Here is a 22,781-nt window from a genome sequence, read left to right on the forward strand (position 1 = left end):
GATATCCGGGACGCGCGCAAGCCTCATCCGTCTCTCCATCTTACTCTTAGCCACTCGCACTTCCTCTCGACCCCCGCAAACGCGGCCACTAAAGGCTTTTGCAATAAGGGAACATCTTGCGCGATTAGCAATAAGCCAAGAGGCAACATCCATAAGCCCAGGACGGGCAAAAAGCTAAAGATGCCTCCGAGAATGAGAAAGTATTGCAATGACTAGACGAACTGCAAATGAGGATGGCATACGCAGCCATCGAATGAACTGAGAGACGCTAATCGGCACTCGCCGATCAATCATCTGAAAGTACCTGTTCAATTCCGCTTTTGTTGTTGTCATTCTGCAAGCCTTGGAAATACCTGTTCAGGCGGCGCTCCCCGTGGCACGGTAACGTTTGGACTGTGCAAAGGTCCCTGTAGAGTTCTGTGGCACCCCCCGTTACTGCGGACGGCACATCGAATTGCGAAAAACGGCGGGACATAACCCGCCGAGCTTTGTCCGTGGCTCATCGGCTGCGGTAAAAAAGCCCCGCGATGAGCGGGGCCATTTTTTGCGCTGACATCGCCAGCGAGTAAGACTTATCGATTTGTCGGGGTCATCTTGGCGAGCAAATCACTGAATGGTTTGTAGGACTGCGTAGCAAGATCGCGATACAATGCGCCAATCTTCTGCGACTCGGCCATGAACGTCTCGAAAGCCGACTTTGCGAATTCGGTTTGAATTTCAATCGCCTTGTCGACCGACTTCGCGCCTGAGAGCTTCTCGACAAACGCCCTGGTGTCTTCAAACGATTTCTTGGTGTAGTCGCTGTAAGCTGTGGCAATCGCGTGAAAGCCGCCCGGAAAGGAAGTCATCGACGCAGCAGCGGCATTGATCTGTTCTCTACTATCATCCTGCAGCTGCGATAAATTCCGATTTGCGTTATTCTGATTGGCATTAGACATTATGAAAATCCTTGGTTGTTTAGCAGTGAGTCAATGTTGCGCGTCGCCAATGGTTGCACCGAAAAGGCAGTTCCCGCTGTTCGTTGAGCGGTGCTTGTGTGTTCGTATGATGTAATTGGAACCTAGTGTTCTGATTGCCGCGCCGATTGCGGCTATCTCATCGGAGTTGACGGCCGCATCTCAAAGCGGGTCACCATCATGTGCAAGCGCCGACGTAATGCCCCCTCGGTTAGCAGCCTCTACTGGCCGAAATCGGCCACTCGCAGGAACAAAACAGGCCACTCCACGAAAAGCCCAGCGCTGGGGCACTGGTCTGATCGGAAGTGTTTCAAGATCGGCAATGGGGCCACTTAAGTGCAGGTCAGTCGAGCTGTCTGTATGATATTGGCCACCGCCAAATAAAAACACGAAGCAGCTCGATACGGTCGTCAGCCCAAAGTCCAAGCTCACCAAACCCATCAAGAAGCCAAGGCCACATGGGTTGAGCCAACCTTCGTCGCCGACGTCGAGTATTGCTACATCACCTCGGAAGGTCTCTTGAGGGCTAGCTCGTTTAAGGGCCTGTCTCGAATAGGATTCACAGCAAACAAAAAAACGGCCCGGCCGGGGGCGCGAGTGGCCCAATGGCTGGCGACCCCGGCGCTAAACCTCGGGTCTGCTCTCTATTTGGCCAAGGACAAGCTAATCCGCGTGACGATAGCATCCCATTGGCGTTCCTCCGCCGCTGGATAATTGATCAGGACGCAATTCATGAAGCCTTTCGCGCGGTTACATCGATTGTACCACGTGTGGCCATCCCGAACACTGGACACGGCGAAAAAGTTAGGAGTCACTCTTCTGTATTGTATATCGGTTGGCGGCCGCATCTTTTCCAGAAAAACGGCAGGGGAAACGTTATCGGGATTAGGAAACGACTTGATCGTGAGGTTGGCCCGGTAATCCTTCGTAAAAAGATGGCGGCCAAGTGTGTCCTCTGTTGCGCCCTTGTCCTCCTCGAAAATCGATATTGGAACATCTACGCTCAGTCCGGTGGAGGGAATTGCGTACCTTCGCCATTCCAAGCTGGCCGCAATAGCCTCCGCTAAGGGCGTAATGCTAAGGAGCACGATAGCAGCGAGCCGCCGACGCAAGCACATGGTCGAGAGATCCTAGCACCAGCTGCCCGCGTTGACTCGCGGCTCTAATCGACTGGCAAAATGCTCAACGATCTGATGGCTTTCACGTTCCTCGATCATGCCTACGGCTGCGGCGAGACACCCTATCCAAAGAATTCTATCGCGCCAAAGGCTTCCAGCCTCAGCATGCGCTCCATAAGCAATCTGAACAAATATTCAGAAAACGCGGAACGAAATCCTAATAAGTGCCTTAGTTAGCTACCCGACATTGGTGTCGTCTCCCCGGGAGAGATGTTATGCGAAAGCCTGTTGACATCGACTCCACCCATAGTCTCGCGATCGTCAAAAAGATTGGTGAACGACTACGAGCGTCGTTCAAAGAAGATCGCGAGTTACCGGTGAGCTTCCGAAAGCAGATCGAACGGCTCCGTCAATCAGAAATCAAGGCGCAGCCAAACGTTGCTATGTCGTTGCGCGGTGACAAATCCTAATTGTGAAATCTGTCACGGCATCGGGTGGGTTTGCGAGAACCATCCTGACAAGCCATGGGACAGTGAGCTTGGCTGCGACTGCGGGGCCGGTAATGCCCTGCAAATGCAATGCGGGTGAAGAGCCGAACGTCAGCCGGGTGATTGAAGAGAATCTCCGACGCGTTGCGGTGATGGGAATCGCCGGGACTGACGCGATTATTTGATCCACGCCTGGATGACCGGCACCGCTGCAATCGCACCCGCTACGGCGGCGATGGCCGCAAGGATCAGCATTGCCCGCGTGAGCCGAGTGTTGGATCGCTGGCCGCGCTCGAAGCTTTCACGCAACTCGTTAGTGGCCTTTGATCCGGACCACTCGTCCAACGGGATATTCATTGGAGCCTCCGCCTTTAAAGGTCGGTCGACCCGAAGGTCGCCCTCCCCACAGCAGGCGGCTCGCCCGAACGAAATTTTATGAATGATTTCTGGATCTTGAGTGGCGCGCCCGAAGAGATTCGAACTCCTGACCCCCAGATTCGTAGTCTGGTGCTCTATCCAGCTGAGCTACGGGCGCGTTTTTCGCTGTGGCATTTGAGCCTGAAAGGCCCCGATGCATCCGATAAGTCGGAGGATCGCGAAAGAGCGCTTTAGCTACCCGCTCCGGCCTCGCTTTGCAAGGTGGGGGGATGCGATCGGAGGGCCAATTCGGGGCAGTATTTCCGTCATCCCTGGGCGTGCGATGGCGCGAACCTCAGATGTGCCCCGCGCAGCGGGGGAATCTCGCGACGAAACCTCCGGCTTCCGGGTTCGAGGCTACCGCATCGCCTTGGAATGACGTGGAAAACCAAATGCTTACGCCCGCGCCCGCTCGTTGCGGACGCTCTGCAGTTCCACCGGGCGATCGGGGATCGAGACGCGGAAGGTGGCGCCGATGGTGCCTTCGACCAGATGGATGTCGCCGCCATGGGCGCGGACCAGCTCGGCGGCGATCGCAAGGCCGAGCCCGCTGCCGCCGGGGCGGCCGGAGGTCTGGAACGCCTCGAACAGGTGCTCACGCGCCTTCGCCGGCACGCCGGGGCCGGTGTCGGACACTTCGATGATGGCGACCGAGCCTTCGCGGCGGCCGGTGATGCGGATCTGCAGGGTCGCGGCATCCCCTTTGGCGCTTTCCAGCGCCTGAGCGGCATTGCGCACCAGGTTGAGCAGCACGCGGAACAGCTGGTCGGGATCGGCATCGATCGAGAGGCCGCGCTCGATCGCGCTGATCCAGGTGATCGAGGCGTCGGCGGCCAGGCCGGCGGATTCGCGCACCTCGGTGACCACGGGCTCGACCTGGATCATGCGGCGGTCGGGCTCGGCTTCCTGGGCGCGGCCATAAGATAGAGTGGACTGGCAGAAGTCGATGGCGCGCTCCAGCGAGCGCATCAGTTTTGGCGCAAAGCGCTGCACCCGCGGATCCGGCACGCTGGCCAATTGATCGGATAGCAATTGCGAGGACGCCAGCAGATTGCGCAGATCGTGGTTGATCTTCGACACGGCGAGACCCAGCGCGGCGAGCCGGCTCTTCTGCGAAAGCATCGAGACGAGGTCGCGCTGCATATCGGACAATTCGCGCTCGGCAATGCCGATCTCGTCGCCGCGCTGGCTCGGCACGATGATGCGCGCTGCGCTTTCCGGGTTTTCGTGGAAGCCGACGAGATTGGCGGTCAGCCGCCGCATCGGCCGCACGAACAGATAATGCAGCGCGAGGTAAACCAGCCCCGCGGACAGCGTGGCAATCAGCAGCGAGACCAGGATCAGATTGCGGGAGAAGCGGTACATCGCCTGCCGCAGCGGCGCTTCGTCGATTACGACCTCGATGAACTGCGCGCCGCCAGGTGCCGGACCCACCACGCGGATCGACTGGTTGCCACGCTCCAGCATGGTCTCAAGGGATTCGACGATCGCCGACCACACCGTCAAAGTTCTCAGGTCGACGTCATGATCGATCGTCGCCGGCGGGTCGGCGCTGGCCAGCAGCCGGCGCTGCTGCCCCATCTTGATAGCGACCGCCCGCGCGCCGACGCTGGTCAGGATCTGCCGCGCCAGCGAATCCGGAACCATGCCCAGGGGTGCCGCATCAAGCACCAGGGCAGCGGTATTGGCCGCGGCGAGCCGGTCGTTCAGCCTGTTGGTCCAGAAATTCGCGATCGCCGGCACATAGATCATCAGGCCCGCGATCATCACAAGGGGGATGGTCAGCAGCAGAAGCTTGCCCGACAAGCCGAGCCGACGCGGGACCTGGGGCCGCGGCGCTTGAAGAGTCGGCTGGTCGTCGGTCGCTGACACGAATATCCGCCTTGATATCTCTGCTTTGAGCCCGCCGGACAGGCCAACCTGTGGCCCATATAGGTCGGTTACCGCGTGATTCCGAGGATGCGTTTGAGCCAGCGGCCCGTCAAATTACCGATCGCTAATGTCCCGCGGTTCCCATCGTCCGCGCACGCCGCCGTCTCGCCCCTAAAAACCCCGCGAAAACAGATATATTCGCCCCAATTGCGACGTTTCAAAGAACGGGCGCTACGGCAACCCCTGACATTGACGAAAACAGGTCGCTCCCTTATAAGCCGCGCCAACTGTCCGCGATGGCCCGGCATCCCCGGGGGCGGCTCATTTGGGGCCGTAAATGGCCCGTTTGGGCCGGCCCGCATCATCGGACTTGATCTCAATCCAACAGGCAAATTGCCCGGTCAGCGGAGAACTACCCGTGAAGCGGACTTATCAACCCAGCAAACTGGTGCGCAAGCGCCGTCACGGCTTCCGCGCCCGTCTCGCCACCGCCGGCGGCCGCAAGGTCCTCGCCGCTCGCCGTGCGCGCGGCCGCAAGCGTCTGAGCGCCTGAGCCGGATCCTTTCCGGAGATATCATTCATGGATCGGCTGAGGCAGCGGGCGGACTTTCTCGCCGTTGCCAATGGCACGCGGGCCAACAGCGCTGCCTTCGTGGTGCAGGGCCGGGCCCGCGCCGATGATGGCCCGATCCGGATCGGCTTCACCGTTACCAAGAAGAACGGTACCGCCACCGAGCGCAATCGCATCCGGCGCAGGCTTCGCGAACTGGTGAAGCGGCTGGACGTCATTTCCATGCGACCTCACCATGATTATGTGCTGGTCGGCCGCCGGGCCGCGCTCACCCGCGACTTCGCAACCATGCTCGACGATCTCCGTTCGGCGCTGAACCGGCTTGACCGGCAGGCGCCGAAACATCCGAATTGAATGGCGAGACCCAAACCGATGACCGATAATCGCAACACCATCCTCGCCGTCATTCTGTCCGGCCTCGTGCTGATCGCGTGGCAATACTTTTACAACGCGCCGCAGATGGAGCGGCAGCGCGCGCAGAGCCAGACCCAGGCCGAACTCGCCAAGTCGTCGCCCCAGGCGACCCCCGGCTCTACGCCGCAGCCGGGCGCGACGCCGTCGGTCAGCACGCCCGCCAGCCAGCCTGTCGTCAGCCGCAGCGCCGCGATTGCCGCATCGCCGCGCATCAAGATCGAAACGCCGCGGCTGTCCGGCAGCATCGCATTGAAGGGCGGGCGCATCGACGACCTGTCGCTGGAGAAGTTCCGCGACACCGTCGATCCGAAATCGCCCGCGATCGTGCTGTTCTCGCCTTCGGGCACGGCGCATCCCTATTATGCCGAGTTCGGCTGGGTCGCGGCCTCGGGCTCGACCGCGCGGCTTCCGGGCCGCGAGACGGAATGGCAGCAGGAAGGCTCCGGCAGCCTGACGCCGGACAAGCCCGTGACGCTGAAATGGGACAATGGCGAAGGCCTCACCTTCCGCCGCACCATTTCGATCGACGACCGCTATCTCTTCACCATCAAGGACGACGTCACCAACGTCGGCAATGCGCCGGTCACGCTCTATCCGTACGCGCTTATCTCCCGCCACGGCACGCCTGAGGTCTCGGGCTACTACATCCTGCATGAAGGCCTGATCGGCTATCTCGGCGAAAAGGGCCTGCAGGAACACGGCTACAAGGCGGTCGCGGAAGCGCCCGTTCTGGGCAATGGCGGGCGGGGCTTCGAGTTCAACGTGACGAACGGCTGGCTCGGCATCACCGACAAATATTGGGCGGCCGCGCTGTTGCCCGACACGTCGGCGCGCCTCAAGGCACGCTTCCTCGCCGAAGAGCCGGGTCCCAAGGTTCGCTATCAGACGGATTACCTGCAGGATCCGCAGACCATTGCGATCGGTGGCACCGGCAGCGCCAATGCACGGCTGTTTGCGGGGGCCAAGGAAGCCGGCGTCGTCGGTATCAACTTCCCGCTGGCCGGCCACGGCGGCTACAACAAGCAGCTCGGGCTCAACCATTTCGACCTATTGATCGACTGGGGCTGGTTCTACTTCATCACCAAGCCGATGTTCCTGGTGCTCGACTATTTCTTCCACGTGTTTGGCAATTTCGGCGTCTCCATTCTGCTGGTGACCTTGCTGATCAAGCTGTTGTTCTTCCCGCTCGCCAACAAATCCTACGAGTCGATGGCGAAGATGAAGTCGGTGCAGCCGCAGCTGCAAGCGCTGAAGGAGCGCTATCCCGACGACCGGCAGAAGCAGCAGCAGGAGATGATGGAGATCTACCGCAAGGAGAAGATCAACCCGATCGCGGGCTGCCTTCCCATCGCGCTGCAGATCCCGGTGTTCTTCTCGCTCTATAAGGTGCTGTTCGTCACCATCGAAATGCGCCACGCGCCGTTCTATGGCTGGATCAAGGACCTCTCGGCGCCCGACCCGACCACGATCTTCAACCTGTTCGGATTACTGCCGTTCGATCCGCTCGCGGTGTTCGGTCCGCATGTCGGCGCCTATCTGATGCTCGGCGTCTGGCCGATCATCATGGGCATCACGATGTGGATCCAGATGAAGCTCAATCCGACGCCGCCGGATCCGACCCAGAAGATGATCTTCGACTGGATGCCGCTGATCTTCACCTTCATGCTGGCGGGCTTCCCGGCGGGTCTCGTGATCTACTGGGCCTGGAACAACCTGCTCTCGGTGATCCAGCAGAGCTACATCATGCGCAAGAACGGCGTGAAGGTGGAGCTGTTCGATAACATGAAGGCGACGTTCGCCAAGAAGGCCGTCGAGAAGACGTGACAAATCCCGCGTGCTCGCAATGCACTCCGTCATTGCGAGCGAAGCGAAGCAATCCATGCCTCGACGCGGGGATAGATGGATTGCTTCGTCGCTACGCTCCTCGCAATGACGGCGTGAACCGAGAACCTTCGCATGACCGCCGAGACTGATGCGGAGCTGATCGAGGAGGGGCGAAAGCTCTTCGCCGGCGACTGGAAGTTCGTCTGGGCCTCGCCCTCGATCGAGACGCTGCCGCCAATGGCGGGCATGGAAGTGGCGTTCGCCGGCCGCTCCAATGTCGGCAAATCCAGCCTCATCAACGCGCTGACCGGCCGCAACGCGCTGGCGCGCACCTCGCACACGCCGGGCCGCACCCAGGAGCTGATCTTCTTCGACGGCCCCGACAGCGCGGCACTGCGGCTGGTCGACATGCCCGGCTATGGCTACGCCTCGGCGCCGAAGACCCAGGTCGCCTCCTGGACCAAGCTGATCCATCAATTCCTGCTGGGGCGCGCCACGCTAGCGCGGGTCTACGTGCTGATCGATGCGCGCCACGGCATCAAGGATGTCGACCAGGACGTGCTGAAGACGCTGGATAAATCCGCCGTCAGCTATCAGGTGGTGCTGACCAAAGCGGACCAGGTGAAGCGGGCCGAACTGGAAAAATCCATCAGCGAGACCACGGCCGCGCTCGCCAAGCATCCTGCCGCGTTTCCGGAAGTTCTGGTGACATCCTCGCGCTCGGGCGCCGGCATGCCGGAATTGCGCGCCGCGATGGTGCGCCTGTTGCACGAGCGCGCCTGATGAACCGCGCACACCGCATCCTGATCGTTCTCGCCGGAATCATGGGCGCCGACGGCGTCCTGCTGGCGGCGGCTTCCGCCCACGGCGCTGACGCCTCGCGGCTGGCGGCGGCCTCGTCGGTGCTGCTGTTTCATGCGTGCGCGGTATTGGGTACCGTCGCACTGGCGGAGCGCGGCATTGCGCACGCGAGAATCGGTATCACCGCGGCTTGCGGCTTTGTGCTCGCGGCCGGCCTGTTCGCCGGCGACCTGACGCTGCGGCACTATGCCGGGCGCGGGCTGTTTCCAATGGCTGCGCCGACCGGCGGGACGCTGCTGATCGCGAGCTGGCTGGCACTGGCGGTTTCGGCCGCCTGGCCGAAGCGGGGTTGAGCATTCCAGCCGGGCCACGCGCTGCGTTCGGGGCATGCGCCTCCGCAAATCCCCTACTTTGCGCCCTGCCCGGCAATCAGATAGAACCCGGCCCGACATCGGCAATGGCGAGACCCGCTTTATGACGCAGAATATCAGCCCGCTCGATCAGGCCCGCATCCTGTCGGAAGCGCTGCCACATATGCAGCAATACGACGAGGAAACCATCGTCATCAAATATGGCGGCCATGCCATGGGCGCCGAGGAAACCGCAAAAGCCTTTGCGCGCGATATCGTGCTCTTGGAGCAGACCGCGATCAATCCGGTGGTCGTACATGGCGGCGGGCCGCAGATCGCGACCATGCTGAAGCGGCTCGGCATCCAGTCGGAATTCGCCGCCGGGCTTCGCATCACCGATGCGGCGACGATCGAGATCGTCGAGATGGTGCTGGCCGGCTCCGTCAACAAGCAGCTCGTCGGCTACATCAACGAGGCCGGCGGCAAGGCCGTCGGCCTCTCCGGCAAGGATGGCAACATGGTGAAGGCGTCGAAGACGTCGCGGACCATGGTCGATCCGGATTCGAACATTGAAAAGGCGATCGATCTCGGCTTCGTCGGCGACCCCGACAAGGTCGATCTCACGCTGTTGAACCAGTTGATCGGCTATGAGCTGATCCCGGTGCTGGCGCCGCTCGCGACCTCACATGACGGCCACACGCTCAACGTCAATGCCGACACCTTTGCCGGTGCGGTGGCCGGCGCGCTCAAGGCCAAGCGGCTGTTGCTGTTGACCGACGTTCCCGGCGTGCTCGACAAGTCGAAGAAACTGATACCGGAACTGTCGGCGAAGGACGCGCGAAAGCTGATCGCCGACGGCACGATTTCCGGCGGCATGATTCCGAAGGTCGAGACTTGCATCTATGCGCTCGAACAGGGCGTGCAGGGCGTCGTCATCATCGACGGCAAGATGCAGCACGCGGTGCTGCTGGAGTTGTTCACGAATCAAGGCACCGGCACGCTGATCCACAAGTGATGCACGAGCGGCCAAAGAAAGTCGTCATGGCCGGACTTGATCCGGCCATCCACGTCTTTGTCGGCCGCGGCAACAAAGACGTGGATACCCGGAATAAATCCGGGCATGACGCGTTGAGAGCGCTGCGGCAGCTACGCTCGGCCTTGACGTGCTTCCTGATGTCGCTGCCGGCGGCGGCGATCTCGCTGTTCGTTTCCTCGCTGCCCGCCTTTGCCGATTTGAAGCTCTGCAATCGCATGAGCTATGTGGTCGAGGCCGCGATCGGCATCGACGAGAAATCGGCGACCGCGACGCGCGGCTGGTTCCGGATCGATCCAGCCGCCTGCCGTGTGGTGCTGCAGGGCGCGCTGACCGCCGACCGCATCCTGCTGAATGCACGCGCGCTCGGCGTCTACGGCGCCTCGCCGATCCCGCAGAACGGCAGCGACACGCTGTGCGTCGCCCCCGACAATTTCGTCATCGCCGCCGCCCGCCAGTGCCGCGGCAACCAGACGCCCGCGCCCTTCACCCAGATCACGCCGACGCGGACCGATGACGGCAACCTCGTCGCCTATCTCGCTGAGGACTCAGAATATGACGACGAGCAGGCGCGGCTGGCCGGCATCCAGCGGCTGCTGGTGATCGCCGGCTATGACGCCGCCCCGATCGACGGAGTCGATGGGCCGAAGACGCAGGCCGCGCTCGCGGCGTTCCTGAAGAGCCGCGGGCTTGCTGCCGAGACCGTGCAGTCGCAAACTTTCTTCACCACCATGATCGACGCCGTGCAAAAGCCGTCCTCGACGGGGCTGACCTGGTGCAACGACACGCCGCACAAGATCATGGCCGCGGTCGCCACCGATGACGGCAAGGCCGTGACCAGCCGCGGCTGGTACCGCATCGATCCCGGCAAATGCCTGCATCCCGATGTGACCGGCCAGCCGAAACAGGTCTATAGTTTTGCCGAAGCCGTCGACGGCGAGAACCGCGCCATCAAGTACCGCGACAGGCCATTGAACTGGGGCGGCTCGAAAGAGCTCTGCACGCGCGAGAGCAAGTTCGAGATATCGGAACAGGGCGATTGCGGCACGCGTGGACTTGCGGGAATCGGCTTTGCGCCGGTCGATATGTCAAGCGGCGGCAAGACGCTGCGATTTGCGATGCCCTGATGGTTGAGAATTCATGACAACTCCCCGTCCCTTCACGCATATCGACACCTGGGTGTTCGATCTCGACAACACGCTCTACCCACACCACGTCAATCTGTGGCAGCAGGTCGACGCCCGGATCGGCGAGTTCATCGGCGCATACTTGAAAATCTCCGCGGAAGAAGCCCGCGTGATCCAGAAGGATTATTACCGCCGCTACGGCACCAGCATGCGCGGCATGATGACCGAGCACGGCGTGCGCGCCGATGATTATCTGGCCTACGTCCACAAGATCGATCACTCGCCGCTGGAGCCGAACCCCGCGATGGGGGCTGCGATCGCAAAACTTCCCGGGCGCAAGCTGATCCTGACCAATGGCTCGACCGACCACGCCGGCGCAGTGCTGGCACGGCTCGGCATAACAGAACATTTCGAAGCGGTGTTCGACATCATCGCCGCCGAACTGGAACCGAAGCCGGCGCCGCAGACCTATGACAGGTTCCTGCGCGTCCACGGCGTGGATCCGCTGAGGTCGGCGATGTTCGAGGATCTTGCCCGCAACCTCGTGGTGCCGCACCAGCTCGGCATGACCACGGTGCTGGTGGTGCCCGACGGCGCCAAGGAAGTGGTGCGCGAGGATTGGGAGCTGGAAGGTCGCGATGCGGCTTACGTGGATCACGTGACGGATGATTTGACAGGGTTTTTGGCGAGGTTGAGCGCCGCGTAGCTCCGGATGGAGCCAACGGGTCGCGCGAGCGCGCGACCGATGACAGGCTCCGCCTAGTCCGGGAACGGTCTCGCCACCGGTGAACCATCCCGGATTGCGCTTCGCTCTATCCGGGCTCAGTCAACTCGAATGCGGCGACGCCGTCAGAATTTCCCGCCTACCAATAGCCCCAAGGCTGCCCGCCGTATCCGTAAGGTCGGTAGAAGCTAGCGGCCCCGGGTTCTTGGATTGCTTGCCAACGATAGTCGACGTAGGCCGGGTAGTAGCTGTAGCCGGGGTCATAGCCGCCGTAATACGGGCCGCCCCCATAATAGCCATATGCGCTATACGGACCGCCCCCATAGCCATATGCGCTGCTCGCGATCGCGCCACCGATTATAGCACCAGCAATCGCGGCCGCTCCCCAACCCCCACCTCGATAGCCCCAGCCTCCGAAACCTCTGTGTCCCCAGCCGCCGCCACGCCAGCGGACCTGGATCAGGCCGTCGGTAACCATTGATTTCATGCTTGCCACATTAGTCGGTAAAGGAGCCGCTTGGAGCGTCGCGACGTTGCTGGCCATCAAGGCTCCGGCGAATCCGCCTACGAATGCCGTTTTGAGGGTGCGCATGTTCTCCTCCGTTAGCTGTTGAGAGAGACCACGGGCTTAGGATAGGCCCGGGCATGCGGCTAATCCAGATCAAAGGACTGACACGACAGCTTACCTTTTTCAGGCTTTGGACGTTTTCTGTGGAGTTGCGTGGATGCCTCGTTCGCCCTCGACCGCGCCGGATGACGCTCCAGGAGGAGGTAAAAACCGGATTGCGACGATCATTTGCGATCTCCGCGCCGCGAGCAGGAAAGTCGTGGATGGCCGGGCATAGGCGAGCGAAAATGACGCCGTCCTTTGGACGGCTATGCCCGGCCATGACGAGTGTGTTCTTGACTCTCCCTCCCCAAATCCCGAAAAAGCGCGTCAACTTCGCCCGAAATCTCGAGGAAATCCCGATGTCCCTGTCCGCACTCGAATCCACCGTCAACTCCGCCTTCGATGCCCGCGACGGCATTTCGACGTCGACCAAAGGCGAGGTTCGCGAGGCCGTGGATCACGCGCTCGAACTGCTCGACAAGGGTGAGGCGCGGGTCGCCGAGCGCGAGGCCAGCGGCAAGTGGAAAGTCAATCAGTGGCTGAAGAAAGCGGTGCTGCTGTCGTTCCGCCTCAACGATATGGGCCAGATTCCCGGCGGTCCCGGCAAGGCGTCGTGGTGGGACAAGGTGCCATCGAAGTTCGAGGGCTGGGGCGAGAATCGTTTTCGCGATGCAGGATTCCGCGCTGTGCCCGGCGCGATCGTGCGCCGCTCTGCCTTCATCGCCCGCAACGTGGTCTTGATGCCGTCCTTCGTCAATCTCGGCGCCTACGTCGATGAAGCGACCATGATCGACACCTGGTCGACGGTCGGAAGCTGCGCGCAGATCGGCAAGCGCGTGCATATTTCCGGCGGCGTCGGCATCGGCGGCGTGCTGGAGCCGCTGCAGGCCGAGCCCGTGATTGTCGAGGACGACTGCTTCATCGGTGCGCGCTCGGAAGTCGCCGAGGGCGTGATCGTGCGCAAGGGCGCGGTGCTGTCGATGGGCGTGTTCCTCGGCGCCTCCACCAAGATCGTCGACCGCGAGACCGGCGAAATCTTCATCGGCGAGGTGCCGGAATATGCGGTAGTGGTTCCCGGCGCGCTGCCCGGCAAGCTCATGAAGAACGGCCAGCCCGGCCCGTCCACCGCCTGCGCGGTGATCGTCAAGCGCGTCGACGAGCGCACCCGCGCCAAGACCAGCATCAACGAGCTGCTGCGGGACTGAGATCGAACCGGGGACTTTTCGAACCGGGTACTTTCCAGCGCGACTAACGTACCGGACCACGGGTTTTCGTCCCCGGAGCTCTGCGCATGGACTGGACCTGGTACCTGTTCCGCTTTGACGGCCGCATCAACCGCGCCAAGCTGTGGCTCGCGGGGGTGGTCGAGTTGGGCTTGATGATGTCTGTGGGGCTGGTGATCGTTGCGATTCACAGCCTGTTCGGCGGCCCCGCATCCTTCCATTTCGGGGCCACGGACCTCTTCAAGCTGGTGGACCCCGACGCGTATCGATCCCTAACATTGGCCGACCTCCCCCGGCTCTTGATCAAGCTGTTCGGCACGTCGCTGCTCATGTGGGTCTTTTTCGCGACCTCCATCAAGCGGCTGCACGACCGTGACAAGAGCGGCTGGTGGATGGTGCCGTTCTTCGCGGTGCCCGGCCTCCACAATCAGTTTGCAGATCGGCTCCCCGATTCCTACGCCGACCTGCCGCTCGCCATTGCCGCAGCCGTTCTCTGCCTGTGGGGCTTCATCGAAATGTATTGCCTGAAGGGCTCGCGAAAGACCAACCGGTTCGGGCCTGACCCGCTGGCGCCGAAACCGCCACTCGATACCCGTCCACCCTGGGACCAGCAGAGCGAGATCGAGATGGTGCCGCACAAGGCTGGCCCGCCGCCGGTTTGGCGTGTTAAGCCGGGCTATGAATGACGCCGTTTCCATTACCCGCGACCTGGTCCGCTGCCCGTCTGTCACCCCTGCCGATGCCGGCGCGCTCGGCGTCCTTGAGCGCCTGTTGAAAGAAGCCGGCTTCGAGGTGCATCGCGTCACCTTCGGCGAGCCTGGCACCGCCGACATCGACAACCTCTACGCCCGGATCGGCACCGAGGCGCCGCATATCACCTTTGCCGGACATACCGACGTGGTGCCCCCCGGCGACGAGACGGCGTGGACGCTCGGCGCATTCTCGGGCGAAGTGAAGGACGGCTTCCTGTATGGCCGCGGCGCGGTCGACATGAAGGGCGGCATCGCCTGCAGCGTCGCTGCCGTGCTGCAATATCTGAAGGACAATGGCGGCAAGCCGCAAAAAGATGGCCGGGGCTCGATCTCGTTTCTGATCACCGGCGACGAAGAGGACATTTCGGTCAACGGCACCATCAAGCTTTTGAAGTGGTGCGCCGAACGCGGCGAGAAATTCGACCATTGCGTGCTCGGCGAGCCCTCCAATGTGGAAGTGCTCGGCGATTGCATCAAGATCGGCCGCCGCGGCTCACAATCCGGCACGCTCCATGTCGACGGCGTGCAGGGCCATGTCGCCTATCCGCACCGCGCGTCGAACCCGGTGCCGGATATTTCGCGGCTGATCGTGGCGCTTTCCGACGAGCCGCTCGACCATGGCAGCGCGCAGTTTCAGGCGTCCAATCTCGAATTCACCTCGGTCGATGTCGGCAATACCGCGAGCAACGTCATCCCCGGCCAGGCCCGCGCCAAATTCAACATCCGCTACAACGACAACCACACCCAGGAGACGCTGCGCGCCCTGGTGGAGGAGCGGCTGGCGAAAGCCTGCGGCAACCGCATCCGCGCCCGCATCGTGTGGGAATATTCCAACTCCAACGTGTTCGTGACCAAACCCGGCGCGTTCACCGATCTGGCTGTGAGCGCGATCGAGGAAGTCACCGGACGCAAGCCGGAGCTCTCGACGTCCGGCGGCACCTCGGACGCGCGCTTCATCTCGAGCTACTGCCCGGTGATCGAATTCGGCCTGGTCGGCCAGACCATGCACCAGGTCGACGAGCGCACGCCAGTGTCGGATCTGGAGAAGCTGACGAAAATCTATCGCGGCGTGCTGGACCGATATTTTGCCTGACTTGTGCCGTCATCATCGGGGATGATGTGGCGCCATGACCAGTTCAGCCAACAGTAAGCTCGTTGTCCGCTGCTTCAGCATATCCGCCGACGGCTATGGCGCGGGCCCCGACCAGGACGCCGATAATCCGCTCGGCGTCGGCGGATTGGGGCTGCACGAATGGGTATTGCCGACGCAGACCATTCAGAAAATGCTGTTCGCGAAGGATGCCGGCACGACCGGCCCGGATGACGATTTTGCGACGCGAGGCTTTGAGAACATCGGTGCGTGGATCCTCGGCCGCAACATGTTCGGCCCGGTGCGCGGACCCTGGCCGGATGACTCCTGGAAGGGCTGGTGGGGCGACGAGCCGCCCTATCATTGCGATGTCTTCGTGTTGACGCATCATTCCCGCGCTCCCATCACCATGAAGGGCGGCACGGTCTTCCATTTCGTGACCGAGGGCATCGAGGCGGCGCTGCAAAAGGCGCGCGCGGCTGCCGGCGGCAAGGATGTGAGGGTGGGCGGCGGCGTCGCGACCATCCAGCAATATCTGCGCGCCCGTCTGATCGACGAAATGCACATTGCGATTGCGCCGATCCTGCTTGGATCTGGCGAGAACCTGTTCGCGGGGCTTGATCTGCCGAGCCTTGGCTACGAGGTGACCGACCATGTTGCGACGGCAAATGCCACGCACATGGTACTCAAGCCGGCCTAATACTCCACCCGCACCAAATATAATCCCTCCGGCGGCGCCACCGGGCCGCAGGCAGCACGGTTGCGGGCGGCAAGAGCCGCGGCGAGGTCGTCGGCGCTCCAGCGCCCTTCGCCGACCCACACCAGCGACCCCACCATCGAACGCACCTGGCTGTGCAGGAACGAGCGGGCGGAAGTGAGAATCGAGACTGCGTCACCCTCCCTGATCACGTCGAGCTGGTCGAGCGTCTTCTCCGGCGATTTCGCCTGGCATTCGGTGTCGCGGAAGGTGGTGAAATCGTGCTTGCCGAGCAGCCGCTTGGCCGCGACGTCCATCGCATCCGTATCGAGATGGCGCGGCACCCGCCAGCTTCGCTTGATGTCGAGCGCGAGGTTGGCTCTGGTGTTGGTGATGCGGTAGCGGTAATGCCGCTTCTTCGCTGAAAAGCGCGCCTCGAAATCATCGGCCACGATGTCGGCCGAGAGCACGCCGATTGGATGCGGACGCAGATGCGCGTTCAGCCCGTCGCGCAGCCGGCCCGGCGGAAACGGCTTTTGAATGTCGCAATGCGCGACCTGCCCCAGCGCATGCACGCCGGCGTCGGTACGGCCCGAGCCATGCACGCGCACGTCCTCGCCGCAGATCGCCTTCACCGCGGTTTCCAGCGCGCCCTGCACGGTCGGCGCATTATCCTGGATCTGCCAGCCGGAGAACGGCGTGCCGTCATATTCGATAATGAGCTTGTAGCGAGGCATCAGTCCAGCCGCGCAGGCGGCTTCAGCGCCGTGCCGCGCAGAAATTCCGCTGATTTCATCGGCCCCTTGCCGGCGCGCTGCAGCTCGACAATGCGAATGGCACCGTCGCCGCAGGCGATGGCAAGGTCGTTATCCAGCACCTCGCCAGCCGCACCCGACCCGCTCGCCAACTCGCAGCGCAGTATCTTGAGGCGCACCGGCTCCGCTTCCGCGGCCAGCTCGCACCAGGCGCCGGGAAACGGCGACAGGCCGTGAATATGCCGCAGCACTTCCCGCGCCGACCGCTTCCAGTCGATCCGCGCCTCGGCCTTCTCGATCTTCGCCGCGTAGGTCACGCCGTCCTCGCTCTGTTTGCTGAGCTGCAATCCGCCGCGCTCCAGCCCACCCATCGCGCGCACCATCAGGTCGGCGCCGAGCGGCGCCAGTGCGTCGTGCAGGTCGGCGGCCGTCATGCTGTCCGTGATCGCCAGCCGCTCCGCCATCGCGACATCACCGGTGTCGAGGCCGACATCCATCTTCATCACCATCACGCCGCTCTCGACGTCACCGGCCATGATCGCGCGGTTGATGGGGGCCGCGCCGCGCCAGCGCGGCAAGAGCGAGCCGTGCAGGTTGAAGCAGCCATAGCGCGGCGCGTCGAGAATGGCCTGCGGCAGGATCATGCCGTAGGCGACGACGACGGCGGCGTCGGCATTGTGCGTGCGGAATTCGGCGAGCGCTTCCGGCGTCTTCAGGGTGCTCGGGGTCATCACGGGAATGCCGAGCCGCCGCGCCTCCTGCTCCACGGGGCTCAGCTGCATCTTCATGCCGCGCCCGGCCGGTTTTGGCGCGCGGGTGTAGACGGCGACGACCTCATGGCCATGGGCCACGAGTTCCAGCAGCGTCGGCACCGCGAAATCGGGCGTGCCCATGAAGATGAGGCGGAGTGGCATCAGGTGGAAAACCCCGGTACGATTCTAGTTTACTCCGTCATGGCCGGGCTTGTCCCGGCCATCCACGTCTTGCTGGCAGCGAGAAAGGAAGGCGTGGATGCCCGGCACGAACCTGGGCATGACGGTCGATAGAGTGGGGCCTACTCCGCCGCGCGCTTGGCGGCTTTTGTAAATTTCTTCATCACGCGGTCGCGCTTCAGCTTCGACAGATAGTCCACGAACAGCACACCGTTGAGATGGTCGATCTCATGCTGGATGCAGGTGGCGAACAGGCCGTCGGCGTCTTCCTCGTGCACCTTGCCATCGAGATCGGTAAAGCGGACGCGAACCTTCGCCGGGCGCTCGACCTCCTCGTAATATTCGGGGATCGAGAGGCAGCCCTCCTCGTAGACCGACATTTCCTCCGACGAGGAGAGGATTTCCGGATTGATGAAGACGCGCGGCTTCGGCTTGGTCTCGCCGTTCTCGTCCTTCTTGGCGAGATCCATGGTGATCAGCCGCAGCGGCTGGGCGACCTGGATTGCCGCGAGCCCGATGCCGGGCGCGTCATACATGGTCTCGAACATGTCGTCGGCGAGCTTGCGGATCTCCGTCGTCACCTTCTCGACGGGTTTGGAGACCAGCCGGAGCTGCTTGTCCGGCAGGATGATGATTTCTCTAAGGGCCATAGCGCGCGATTTAAGCTGCTGATTTGCCGGGGTCAATGCGCCGGGAAGCCCGTTAAGGCGGCCTTAACCATGATTTTTAACGCGGCGTTAACCACGAAAATTAACCCGCCGTTTACCATAAATGTTCCCTCTTCGTTCGCACTCGGCGGCGAATCGGGCTACAAGGCTGACATGAACGAAATTCTTCTCACGGTCGGCGACCTGCCGATTCATGTTGGCGAGGCGCTGATCGGGTTCGGCACGCTCGCGCTGGTACTGTTGCTGACCATCGCCATCGTGATTGCCCGCTCCGGCCGCCGGGGCGCGGAACTGGCGATGGCGCAGGCGATCCGCGCCGATGAACTGGAAGAGCGTCTGAGCGAGATGCTGCGGGCGCAGAGCGAATCCACCGGCCGGGTCGACGCCATGGCGCAGTCGCTGGCCGGCCGCCAGGCCGAGATGGCGCGCGCCGTCAACGAGCGGCTGGATTCGGTGACGCATCGGGTCGGCCAGTCGATGGAAGCCACCACGCGCCACACCATGGATAGCTTGCGCGTGCTGCATGAGCGGCTCGGCATCATCGACAACGCGCACAAGAATCTCACCGACTTGACGTCTCAAGTGACCACGCTGCGCGACGTCCTCGCCAACAAGCAGTCGCGCGGCGCCTTCGGCCAGGCGCGGATGGAAGCGATCGTGCAGGACGGCATGCCGCAGGGCGCTTACGAATTCCAGTACACGCTCTCATCCGGCAAGCGGCCGGACTGCGTCGTGTTCCTGCCCGATCAGCGCCCGCTCTGCATCGACGCGAAATTCCCGCTGGAAGCGATGACCGCGCTGCACGATGCGCGCAGCGACGAGGAGCGCAAATTCGCTACCCAACGCCTGCGCAACGACGTGATGAAGCATGTCAACGACATCGCCGAGAAATATCTGATCACCGGCGAGACCCAGGACACCGCGCTGATGTTCGTGCCGTCGGAATCGGTCTATGCCGAAATCCACGACGGTTTCGACGACGTGATCCAGAAAGCCTACCGCGCCCGCGTCGTGCTGGTGTCGCCCTCGCTATTGATGCTGGCGATCCAGGTGATGCAGCAGATTTTGAAAGACGCGCGGATGCGCGATGCCGCCGACCAGATCCGCACCGAGGTGCTCAACCTCGGCGACGATCTGGGGCGCCTGCGTGATCGCGTGCTGAAACTGCAGAAGCATTTTGGCGATGTGAACGAGGACGTCCGGCAGATATTGATTTCCGCCGACAAGATCGAGAAGCGGGCGGGCCGGATCGAGGAACTCGATTTCAGCAAGGCGGATGCTCCGATCGAGGCACCGCGCGTGGTGAAGGGCGGAACGGCCGAACTGTTCCCCGTGCCGCGCAAGCTGCAGGCGGGGGAGTAGCAAGCACTTGGAGCGTTGCAGCCCCAAATTAGGTCGTCATCGCCCGGCTTGACCGGGCGACCCAGTATCCCAGAGACGGTAGATGGGAGCACGTAGTTACTACGTTTACATTCTCGCCAGCCGCATCGGCGGTACGCTTTACATTGGCGTGACGAACGATCTCGTCCGCCGCGTTGGCCAGCACAAGCTCAAAATCGCCGAGAGTTTCACCAAGAAGCACGAGGTGACCCGGTTAGTTTATTTCGAAATCTTCGATCAGATCGAACATGCGATCCAGCGCGAAAAACGGCTCAAGAAATGGCCGCGAGCCTGGAAGATATCGCTAATTGAGAAACAAAATCCGGACTGGATCGATCTTTACGCTGAGATTGGCGGGGGCGGCGGATAGGCCTCTGCGATACTGGGTCGCCCGGTCAAGCCGGGCGATGACAGTCTTTTTGTTGCAGAATCTGCTAACACCCCTCCATGACAGCACCAGAATCCGCCTCCGTTTCGCCAGAAAAAGCCGCCGCCCCCGCGCCAACCTGGCGCGAGGCCTGGGCCGTGTATCTGCAACCCCGCGTGCTGATCGTGCTGATGCTCGGCTTTTCGTCCGGCCTGCCGCTGGCGCTGTCAGGATCGACGCTCCTGGTATGGATGCGCGAATCCGGCGTCGATCTCGTCACCATCGGGCTGTTCGCGCTGGTCGGCACGCCCTACACGCTTAAATTCATCTGGGCGCCGCTGGTCGATGCGCTGCATGTGCCGGTGTTCACCCGCGCCTTCGGCCGCCGCCGCGGCTGGCTGGTGTTCTCGCAACTGCTCCTGATCGGCGCAATCCTGCTGCTGGCGCTGACGGATCCGGCGCGCTCGCCGCTGTTCGTGGCGCTGGGCGCGCTTCTGGTCGCCATGATGTCCTCGACCCAGGACATCGTCGTCGATGCGTTTCGCGTCGAAAGCCTGCCCGAGAGCGAGCAGGCCGCCGGCATGGCCTCGTATGTCGCGGCCTACCGGATCGGCATGCTGGTGTCGACCGCCGGCGTGCTGTTCATCGTGACGGCGTTCGAGAGCACCGGCATCGGGCGCGGTTCAGCGTGGATGTGGGGCTATGTCGTCATGGCCGCGCTGGTGCTGATCGGCACCCTCACGGCGCTCGCCGCCACCGAGCCCGAGCAATCGGTGCGCGCGGAAGCAGCGACCCGCGACGAGTCGGCTCTCGCCCGCGTCATGCATGCGGCCATCGGGGCATTCTCCGAATTTCTGTCCCGCAAGCATGCCTGGGTGGCGCTCGCCTTCGTGGTGCTGTTCAAGCTCACCGACGCATTTTCCGGCACCATGACCGCGCCGTTCGTGATCGACCTTGGCTTCACCCGCAACGACTACGCCGCCATCGTCAAGGGCGTCGGCCTCGCCGCGACCCTGATTGGCGGTTTTGCCGGCGGCTATGTGGCGCGGCGCTATTCGCTGGTCGCAAGCCTGTGGATCGGCGGCGTGCTGCAGGCGATCTCCAACCTCGTGTTCGCGTGGCTCGCCTTTGTCGGCACCAACCAGTGGGCGCTGGCCGTCGCCATCTCGGCGGAAAACTTCACCGGTGCGATCGGAACCGTGATCTTCGTCGCCTATCTCTCGGCGCTGTGCCAGAATCCGCTGCACACCGCGACCCAATACGCACTGCTCACCGCGCTCGCCGCCGTCGGACGCACCTATTTGTCCTCAGGTGCGGGCTTTGTGGCGGAGACAACGGGCTGGCCGCTGTTCTTCGTGATCTCGGTCGTAGTGGCTGTGCCTAGCCTGATCCTGCTGGCGTGGCTGCAGCGGCGCGGGCATTTCGAGGCAGTGGGGCCGGTGAAAGTTTAAGCGTTTGTAGCCCGGATGGAGCGAAGCGAAATCCGGGGTCGGCATACAGGCGGAGAGATCATCCCGGATTGCGCTTCGCTCCATCCGGGCTACGAAGTTCGCAACTCAATGCTTGGTCACCACGCTCCATTTGGTGATCACAGCCTCGCTCATCTGACCGGCGTCCTGGGCGCAGGCGACTTCGTCGACCTTCACGGAAATTTCCTTGCCGATGAAATTTTTGAGCTGCGCGGCCTGGGCGTCGCTGGTGGTGACGAGTTGGAATGTCTCAGGGCCGGTTTCGAGATTGCACAGCCCGTTCGGCGGCGGCAGCCGGCGCGGTTCGCTGGTGATCTGGTAGGTCGCGGCGCGCTTGCTCTTCTTGCCGCCCTTCATGGCGTTAAGTTCACCTGACAACACGTCGCCGGCATTCATCGGCTTGCCGGGCTTCGGCGCCGGCTCGCCCTGCTGCGCCCATGCGGAAGGCGCGATCAGCGCCGCTGCCATGATGAGCGCAAAGCGGGAGCGTCTGCCGAATCGAGGTTTCGTCATGTCGATCAGTTCCGTCTGTGGGGTTAGAACAGCGTTCGCTGCCGCATGGCAGCCGATAGCGTACCTTCGTCGAGATAATCAAGCTCGCCGCCGACAGGCACGCCATGCGCGAGCCGGGTGACCTTGACGTTGGCGTCCTGCAGAAGATCGGTGATGTAGTGCGCGGTGGTCTGGCCATCAACCGTTGCATTGAGCGCCAGAACGATTTCGCCGACTTGTGATTCGTGCGCGCGGGCCACCAGTGCATCGATGGTCAGATCCTGCGGCCCGACACCATCCAGTGGCGACAATGTGGCGCCGAGCACGTGATAGCGGCCGTTGGTCGCATTTGCGCGTTCCAGCGCCCAGAGATCGGCGACGTCGGCGACCACGACGATGGTCGAGGGATCGCGCCGCGGATCGGTGCACACCGTGCAGGGATTTTGCGTGTCGATATTGCCGCAGGTCTTGCAGACCTGGATCCGGTCGATGGCGACCTGCAGGGCGCCCGCGAGCGGCGTCATCAGGGCTTCACGCTTCTTGATCAGATGCAGCGCCGCGCGCCGCGCCGAGCGCGGGCCCAGCCCCGGCAGCCGCGCTAGGAGCTGGATCAGGCGTTCGATTTCAGGGCCGGCAACGCTGGCGGCCATT

The 22,781-nt window shown here is 62.6% G+C and carries 24 protein-coding genes, 1 tRNA gene and 1 pseudogene; 17 read left to right on the forward strand and 9 right to left on the reverse strand.

The window, feature by feature from the left end; translation table 11 throughout:
* Positions 1–572: 572 nt before the first annotated feature.
* Positions 573–938 (reverse strand): phasin family protein, encoded by a 366-nt coding sequence (locus tag AC0QUY_RS05555; protein ID WP_161851550.1) that lies wholly within the window; start codon positions 936–938, stop codon positions 573–575.
* Between the two features lie 492 nt (positions 939–1,430).
* On the opposite strand from AC0QUY_RS05555, the pseudogene AC0QUY_RS05560 reads away from it, so the two are divergent.
* A pseudogene (locus AC0QUY_RS05560) lies at positions 1,431–1,670 on the forward strand (hypothetical protein); the annotation flags it as partial.
* Positions 1,671–2,349: 679 nt separating this feature from the next.
* A complete protein-coding gene (locus AC0QUY_RS05565) occupies positions 2,350–2,544 on the forward strand; it encodes a hypothetical protein (RefSeq protein ID WP_161851549.1) in 195 nt (64 codons plus the stop codon).
* A 195-nt stretch (positions 2,545–2,739) separates the two neighbouring features.
* On the opposite strand, the gene AC0QUY_RS05570 is transcribed toward AC0QUY_RS05565, so the two are convergent.
* The 3 genes from AC0QUY_RS05570 to AC0QUY_RS05580 all read right to left on the reverse strand — a co-directional run bounded on the left by AC0QUY_RS05570 (position 2,740) and on the right by AC0QUY_RS05580 (position 4,851).
* Positions 2,740–2,919 (reverse strand): hypothetical protein, encoded by a 180-nt coding sequence (locus AC0QUY_RS05570; protein WP_475384377.1) that lies wholly within the window; start codon positions 2,917–2,919, stop codon positions 2,740–2,742.
* Positions 2,920–3,020: 101 nt separating this feature from the next.
* Positions 3,021–3,097, reverse strand: a tRNA-Arg gene (locus AC0QUY_RS05575).
* A 278-nt stretch (positions 3,098–3,375) separates the two neighbouring features.
* Positions 3,376–4,851: an ATP-binding protein gene (locus AC0QUY_RS05580; protein ID WP_202639238.1), complete on the reverse strand. Its 1,476-nt coding sequence runs from the start codon at positions 4,849–4,851 to the stop codon at positions 3,376–3,378.
* 418 nt (positions 4,852–5,269) lie between these two features.
* Here AC0QUY_RS05580 and rpmH point away from each other — a divergent pair, with 418 nt between their 5' ends.
* The 12 genes from rpmH to AC0QUY_RS05640 all read left to right on the forward strand — a co-directional run bounded on the left by rpmH (position 5,270) and on the right by AC0QUY_RS05640 (position 16,070).
* Entirely contained in the window at positions 5,270–5,404 is a 135-nt protein-coding gene (gene rpmH / locus AC0QUY_RS05585; protein WP_008542748.1) for a 50S ribosomal protein L34, read from the forward strand.
* A 27-nt stretch (positions 5,405–5,431) separates the two neighbouring features.
* Positions 5,432–5,776 carry a ribonuclease P protein component gene (rnpA, locus tag AC0QUY_RS05590; RefSeq protein ID WP_057839705.1) on the forward strand — a complete coding sequence of 115 codons (345 nt, stop codon included), beginning with the start codon at positions 5,432–5,434 and terminating at the stop codon, positions 5,774–5,776.
* An 18-nt stretch (positions 5,777–5,794) separates the two neighbouring features.
* Positions 5,795–7,660, forward strand: coding sequence for a membrane protein insertase YidC (gene yidC, locus AC0QUY_RS05595; protein WP_161851508.1), 1,866 nt, complete (start codon positions 5,795–5,797; stop codon positions 7,658–7,660).
* A gap of 132 nt (positions 7,661–7,792) precedes the next feature.
* On the forward strand, positions 7,793–8,443 hold the full coding sequence (gene yihA, locus AC0QUY_RS05600; protein WP_161851507.1) for a ribosome biogenesis GTP-binding protein YihA/YsxC: 651 nt from the start codon (positions 7,793–7,795) through the stop codon (positions 8,441–8,443).
* On the forward strand, positions 8,443–8,814 hold the full coding sequence (locus AC0QUY_RS05605) for a DUF423 domain-containing protein (protein WP_161851506.1): 372 nt from the start codon (positions 8,443–8,445) through the stop codon (positions 8,812–8,814). The genes yihA and AC0QUY_RS05605 overlap by 1 nt, the downstream gene beginning before the upstream one ends.
* A gap of 121 nt (positions 8,815–8,935) precedes the next feature.
* Positions 8,936–9,826: an acetylglutamate kinase gene (gene argB, locus AC0QUY_RS05610; RefSeq protein WP_475386084.1), complete on the forward strand. Its 891-nt coding sequence runs from the start codon at positions 8,936–8,938 to the stop codon at positions 9,824–9,826.
* Positions 9,827–9,984: 158 nt separating this feature from the next.
* Entirely contained in the window at positions 9,985–10,971 is a 987-nt protein-coding gene (locus tag AC0QUY_RS05615) for a DUF1036 domain-containing protein (RefSeq protein WP_161856350.1), read from the forward strand.
* Between the two features lie 13 nt (positions 10,972–10,984).
* Complete coding sequence (locus tag AC0QUY_RS05620) at positions 10,985–11,677, forward strand: pyrimidine 5'-nucleotidase (protein WP_161851505.1); 693 nt, start codon at positions 10,985–10,987, stop codon at positions 11,675–11,677.
* A gap of 987 nt (positions 11,678–12,664) precedes the next feature.
* A complete protein-coding gene (gene dapD / locus AC0QUY_RS05625) occupies positions 12,665–13,510 on the forward strand; it encodes a 2,3,4,5-tetrahydropyridine-2,6-dicarboxylate N-succinyltransferase (RefSeq protein ID WP_161851504.1) in 846 nt (281 codons plus the stop codon).
* An 86-nt stretch (positions 13,511–13,596) separates the two neighbouring features.
* Positions 13,597–14,214, forward strand: coding sequence for a DUF805 domain-containing protein (locus AC0QUY_RS05630; protein ID WP_475386085.1), 618 nt, complete (start codon positions 13,597–13,599; stop codon positions 14,212–14,214).
* Positions 14,207–15,373, forward strand: coding sequence for a succinyl-diaminopimelate desuccinylase (dapE, locus tag AC0QUY_RS05635; RefSeq protein WP_475386086.1), 1,167 nt, complete (start codon positions 14,207–14,209; stop codon positions 15,371–15,373). The genes AC0QUY_RS05630 and dapE overlap by 8 nt, the downstream gene beginning before the upstream one ends.
* Before the next feature lie 34 nt (positions 15,374–15,407).
* Positions 15,408–16,070 carry a dihydrofolate reductase family protein gene (locus tag AC0QUY_RS05640; RefSeq protein WP_475386087.1) on the forward strand — a complete coding sequence of 221 codons (663 nt, stop codon included), beginning with the start codon at positions 15,408–15,410 and terminating at the stop codon, positions 16,068–16,070.
* Here the strand turns inward: AC0QUY_RS05640 and truA are convergent.
* From truA to def, 3 genes are all read right to left on the reverse strand, one after another.
* Positions 16,067–16,804 carry a tRNA pseudouridine(38-40) synthase TruA gene (truA, locus tag AC0QUY_RS05645; protein WP_475386088.1) on the reverse strand — a complete coding sequence of 246 codons (738 nt, stop codon included), beginning with the start codon at positions 16,802–16,804 and terminating at the stop codon, positions 16,067–16,069. The two genes, AC0QUY_RS05640 and truA, sit on opposite strands and share 4 nt — an antisense overlap.
* Positions 16,804–17,736 (reverse strand): methionyl-tRNA formyltransferase, encoded by a 933-nt coding sequence (gene fmt / locus AC0QUY_RS05650; RefSeq protein WP_161851498.1) that lies wholly within the window; start codon positions 17,734–17,736, stop codon positions 16,804–16,806. The genes truA and fmt overlap by 1 nt, the downstream gene beginning before the upstream one ends.
* 140 nt (positions 17,737–17,876) lie before the next feature.
* The gene (def, locus tag AC0QUY_RS05655; protein WP_475386089.1) at positions 17,877–18,404 is read right to left on the reverse strand and encodes a peptide deformylase; all 528 of its coding nucleotides are present in this window, start codon (positions 18,402–18,404) and stop codon (positions 17,877–17,879) included.
* Positions 18,405–18,575: 171 nt separating this feature from the next.
* Between def and AC0QUY_RS05660 the strand changes: the two genes are divergently transcribed.
* From AC0QUY_RS05660 to AC0QUY_RS05670, 3 genes are all read left to right on the forward strand, one after another.
* Complete coding sequence (locus AC0QUY_RS05660) at positions 18,576–19,784, forward strand: DNA recombination protein RmuC (RefSeq protein WP_475386090.1); 1,209 nt, start codon at positions 18,576–18,578, stop codon at positions 19,782–19,784.
* Between the two features lie 82 nt (positions 19,785–19,866).
* Positions 19,867–20,172 carry a GIY-YIG nuclease family protein gene (locus AC0QUY_RS05665; protein ID WP_475386091.1) on the forward strand — a complete coding sequence of 102 codons (306 nt, stop codon included), beginning with the start codon at positions 19,867–19,869 and terminating at the stop codon, positions 20,170–20,172.
* Positions 20,173–20,249: 77 nt separating this feature from the next.
* Entirely contained in the window at positions 20,250–21,620 is a 1,371-nt protein-coding gene (locus AC0QUY_RS05670; protein ID WP_475386092.1) for an AmpG family muropeptide MFS transporter, read from the forward strand.
* A gap of 105 nt (positions 21,621–21,725) precedes the next feature.
* Here the strand turns inward: AC0QUY_RS05670 and AC0QUY_RS05675 are convergent, their stop codons facing one another.
* Positions 21,726–22,151, reverse strand: a complete 426-nt coding sequence (locus AC0QUY_RS05675; protein WP_161851494.1) for a hypothetical protein — start codon at positions 22,149–22,151, stop codon at positions 21,726–21,728.
* Positions 22,152–22,174: 23 nt separating this feature from the next.
* Positions 22,175–22,780: a recombination mediator RecR gene (gene recR, locus AC0QUY_RS05680; protein WP_057857392.1), complete on the reverse strand. Its 606-nt coding sequence runs from the start codon at positions 22,778–22,780 to the stop codon at positions 22,175–22,177.
* Position 22,781: the final 1 nt, after the last annotated feature.

It is taken from the genome of Bradyrhizobium sp. WYCCWR15520 (genome assembly GCF_056174665.1).

Coding starts and splice junctions, on each gene's coding strand:
- dapE (WP_475386086.1), top strand. CDS start 14,207: ATGAATGACGCCGTTTCCATTACCCGCGACCTGGTCCGCTGCCCGTCT.
- AC0QUY_RS05565 (WP_161851549.1), top strand. CDS start 2,350: ATGCGAAAGCCTGTTGACATCGACTCCACCCATAGTCTCGCGATCGTC.
- AC0QUY_RS05615 (WP_161856350.1), top strand. CDS start 9,985: ATGTCGCTGCCGGCGGCGGCGATCTCGCTGTTCGTTTCCTCGCTGCCC.
- yidC (WP_161851508.1), top strand. CDS start 5,795: ATGACCGATAATCGCAACACCATCCTCGCCGTCATTCTGTCCGGCCTC.
- recR (WP_057857392.1), bottom strand. CDS start 22,780: ATGGCCGCCAGCGTTGCCGGCCCTGAAATCGAACGCCTGATCCAGCTC.
- AC0QUY_RS05640 (WP_475386087.1), top strand. CDS start 15,408: ATGACCAGTTCAGCCAACAGTAAGCTCGTTGTCCGCTGCTTCAGCATA.
- truA (WP_475386088.1), bottom strand. CDS start 16,804: ATGCCTCGCTACAAGCTCATTATCGAATATGACGGCACGCCGTTCTCC.
- AC0QUY_RS05660 (WP_475386090.1), top strand. CDS start 18,576: ATGAACGAAATTCTTCTCACGGTCGGCGACCTGCCGATTCATGTTGGC.
- AC0QUY_RS05570 (WP_475384377.1), bottom strand. CDS start 2,919: ATGAATATCCCGTTGGACGAGTGGTCCGGATCAAAGGCCACTAACGAG.
- AC0QUY_RS05675 (WP_161851494.1), bottom strand. CDS start 22,151: ATGACGAAACCTCGATTCGGCAGACGCTCCCGCTTTGCGCTCATCATG.
- AC0QUY_RS05630 (WP_475386085.1), top strand. CDS start 13,597: ATGGACTGGACCTGGTACCTGTTCCGCTTTGACGGCCGCATCAACCGC.
- AC0QUY_RS05670 (WP_475386092.1), top strand. CDS start 20,250: ATGACAGCACCAGAATCCGCCTCCGTTTCGCCAGAAAAAGCCGCCGCC.
- dapD (WP_161851504.1), top strand. CDS start 12,665: ATGTCCCTGTCCGCACTCGAATCCACCGTCAACTCCGCCTTCGATGCC.
- AC0QUY_RS05555 (WP_161851550.1), bottom strand. CDS start 938: ATGTCTAATGCCAATCAGAATAACGCAAATCGGAATTTATCGCAGCTG.
- yihA (WP_161851507.1), top strand. CDS start 7,793: ATGACCGCCGAGACTGATGCGGAGCTGATCGAGGAGGGGCGAAAGCTC.
- rnpA (WP_057839705.1), top strand. CDS start 5,432: ATGGATCGGCTGAGGCAGCGGGCGGACTTTCTCGCCGTTGCCAATGGC.
- argB (WP_475386084.1), top strand. CDS start 8,936: ATGACGCAGAATATCAGCCCGCTCGATCAGGCCCGCATCCTGTCGGAA.
- def (WP_475386089.1), bottom strand. CDS start 18,404: ATGGCCCTTAGAGAAATCATCATCCTGCCGGACAAGCAGCTCCGGCTG.
- fmt (WP_161851498.1), bottom strand. CDS start 17,736: ATGCCACTCCGCCTCATCTTCATGGGCACGCCCGATTTCGCGGTGCCG.
- AC0QUY_RS05665 (WP_475386091.1), top strand. CDS start 19,867: ATGGGAGCACGTAGTTACTACGTTTACATTCTCGCCAGCCGCATCGGC.
- AC0QUY_RS05620 (WP_161851505.1), top strand. CDS start 10,985: ATGACAACTCCCCGTCCCTTCACGCATATCGACACCTGGGTGTTCGAT.
- AC0QUY_RS05605 (WP_161851506.1), top strand. CDS start 8,443: ATGAACCGCGCACACCGCATCCTGATCGTTCTCGCCGGAATCATGGGC.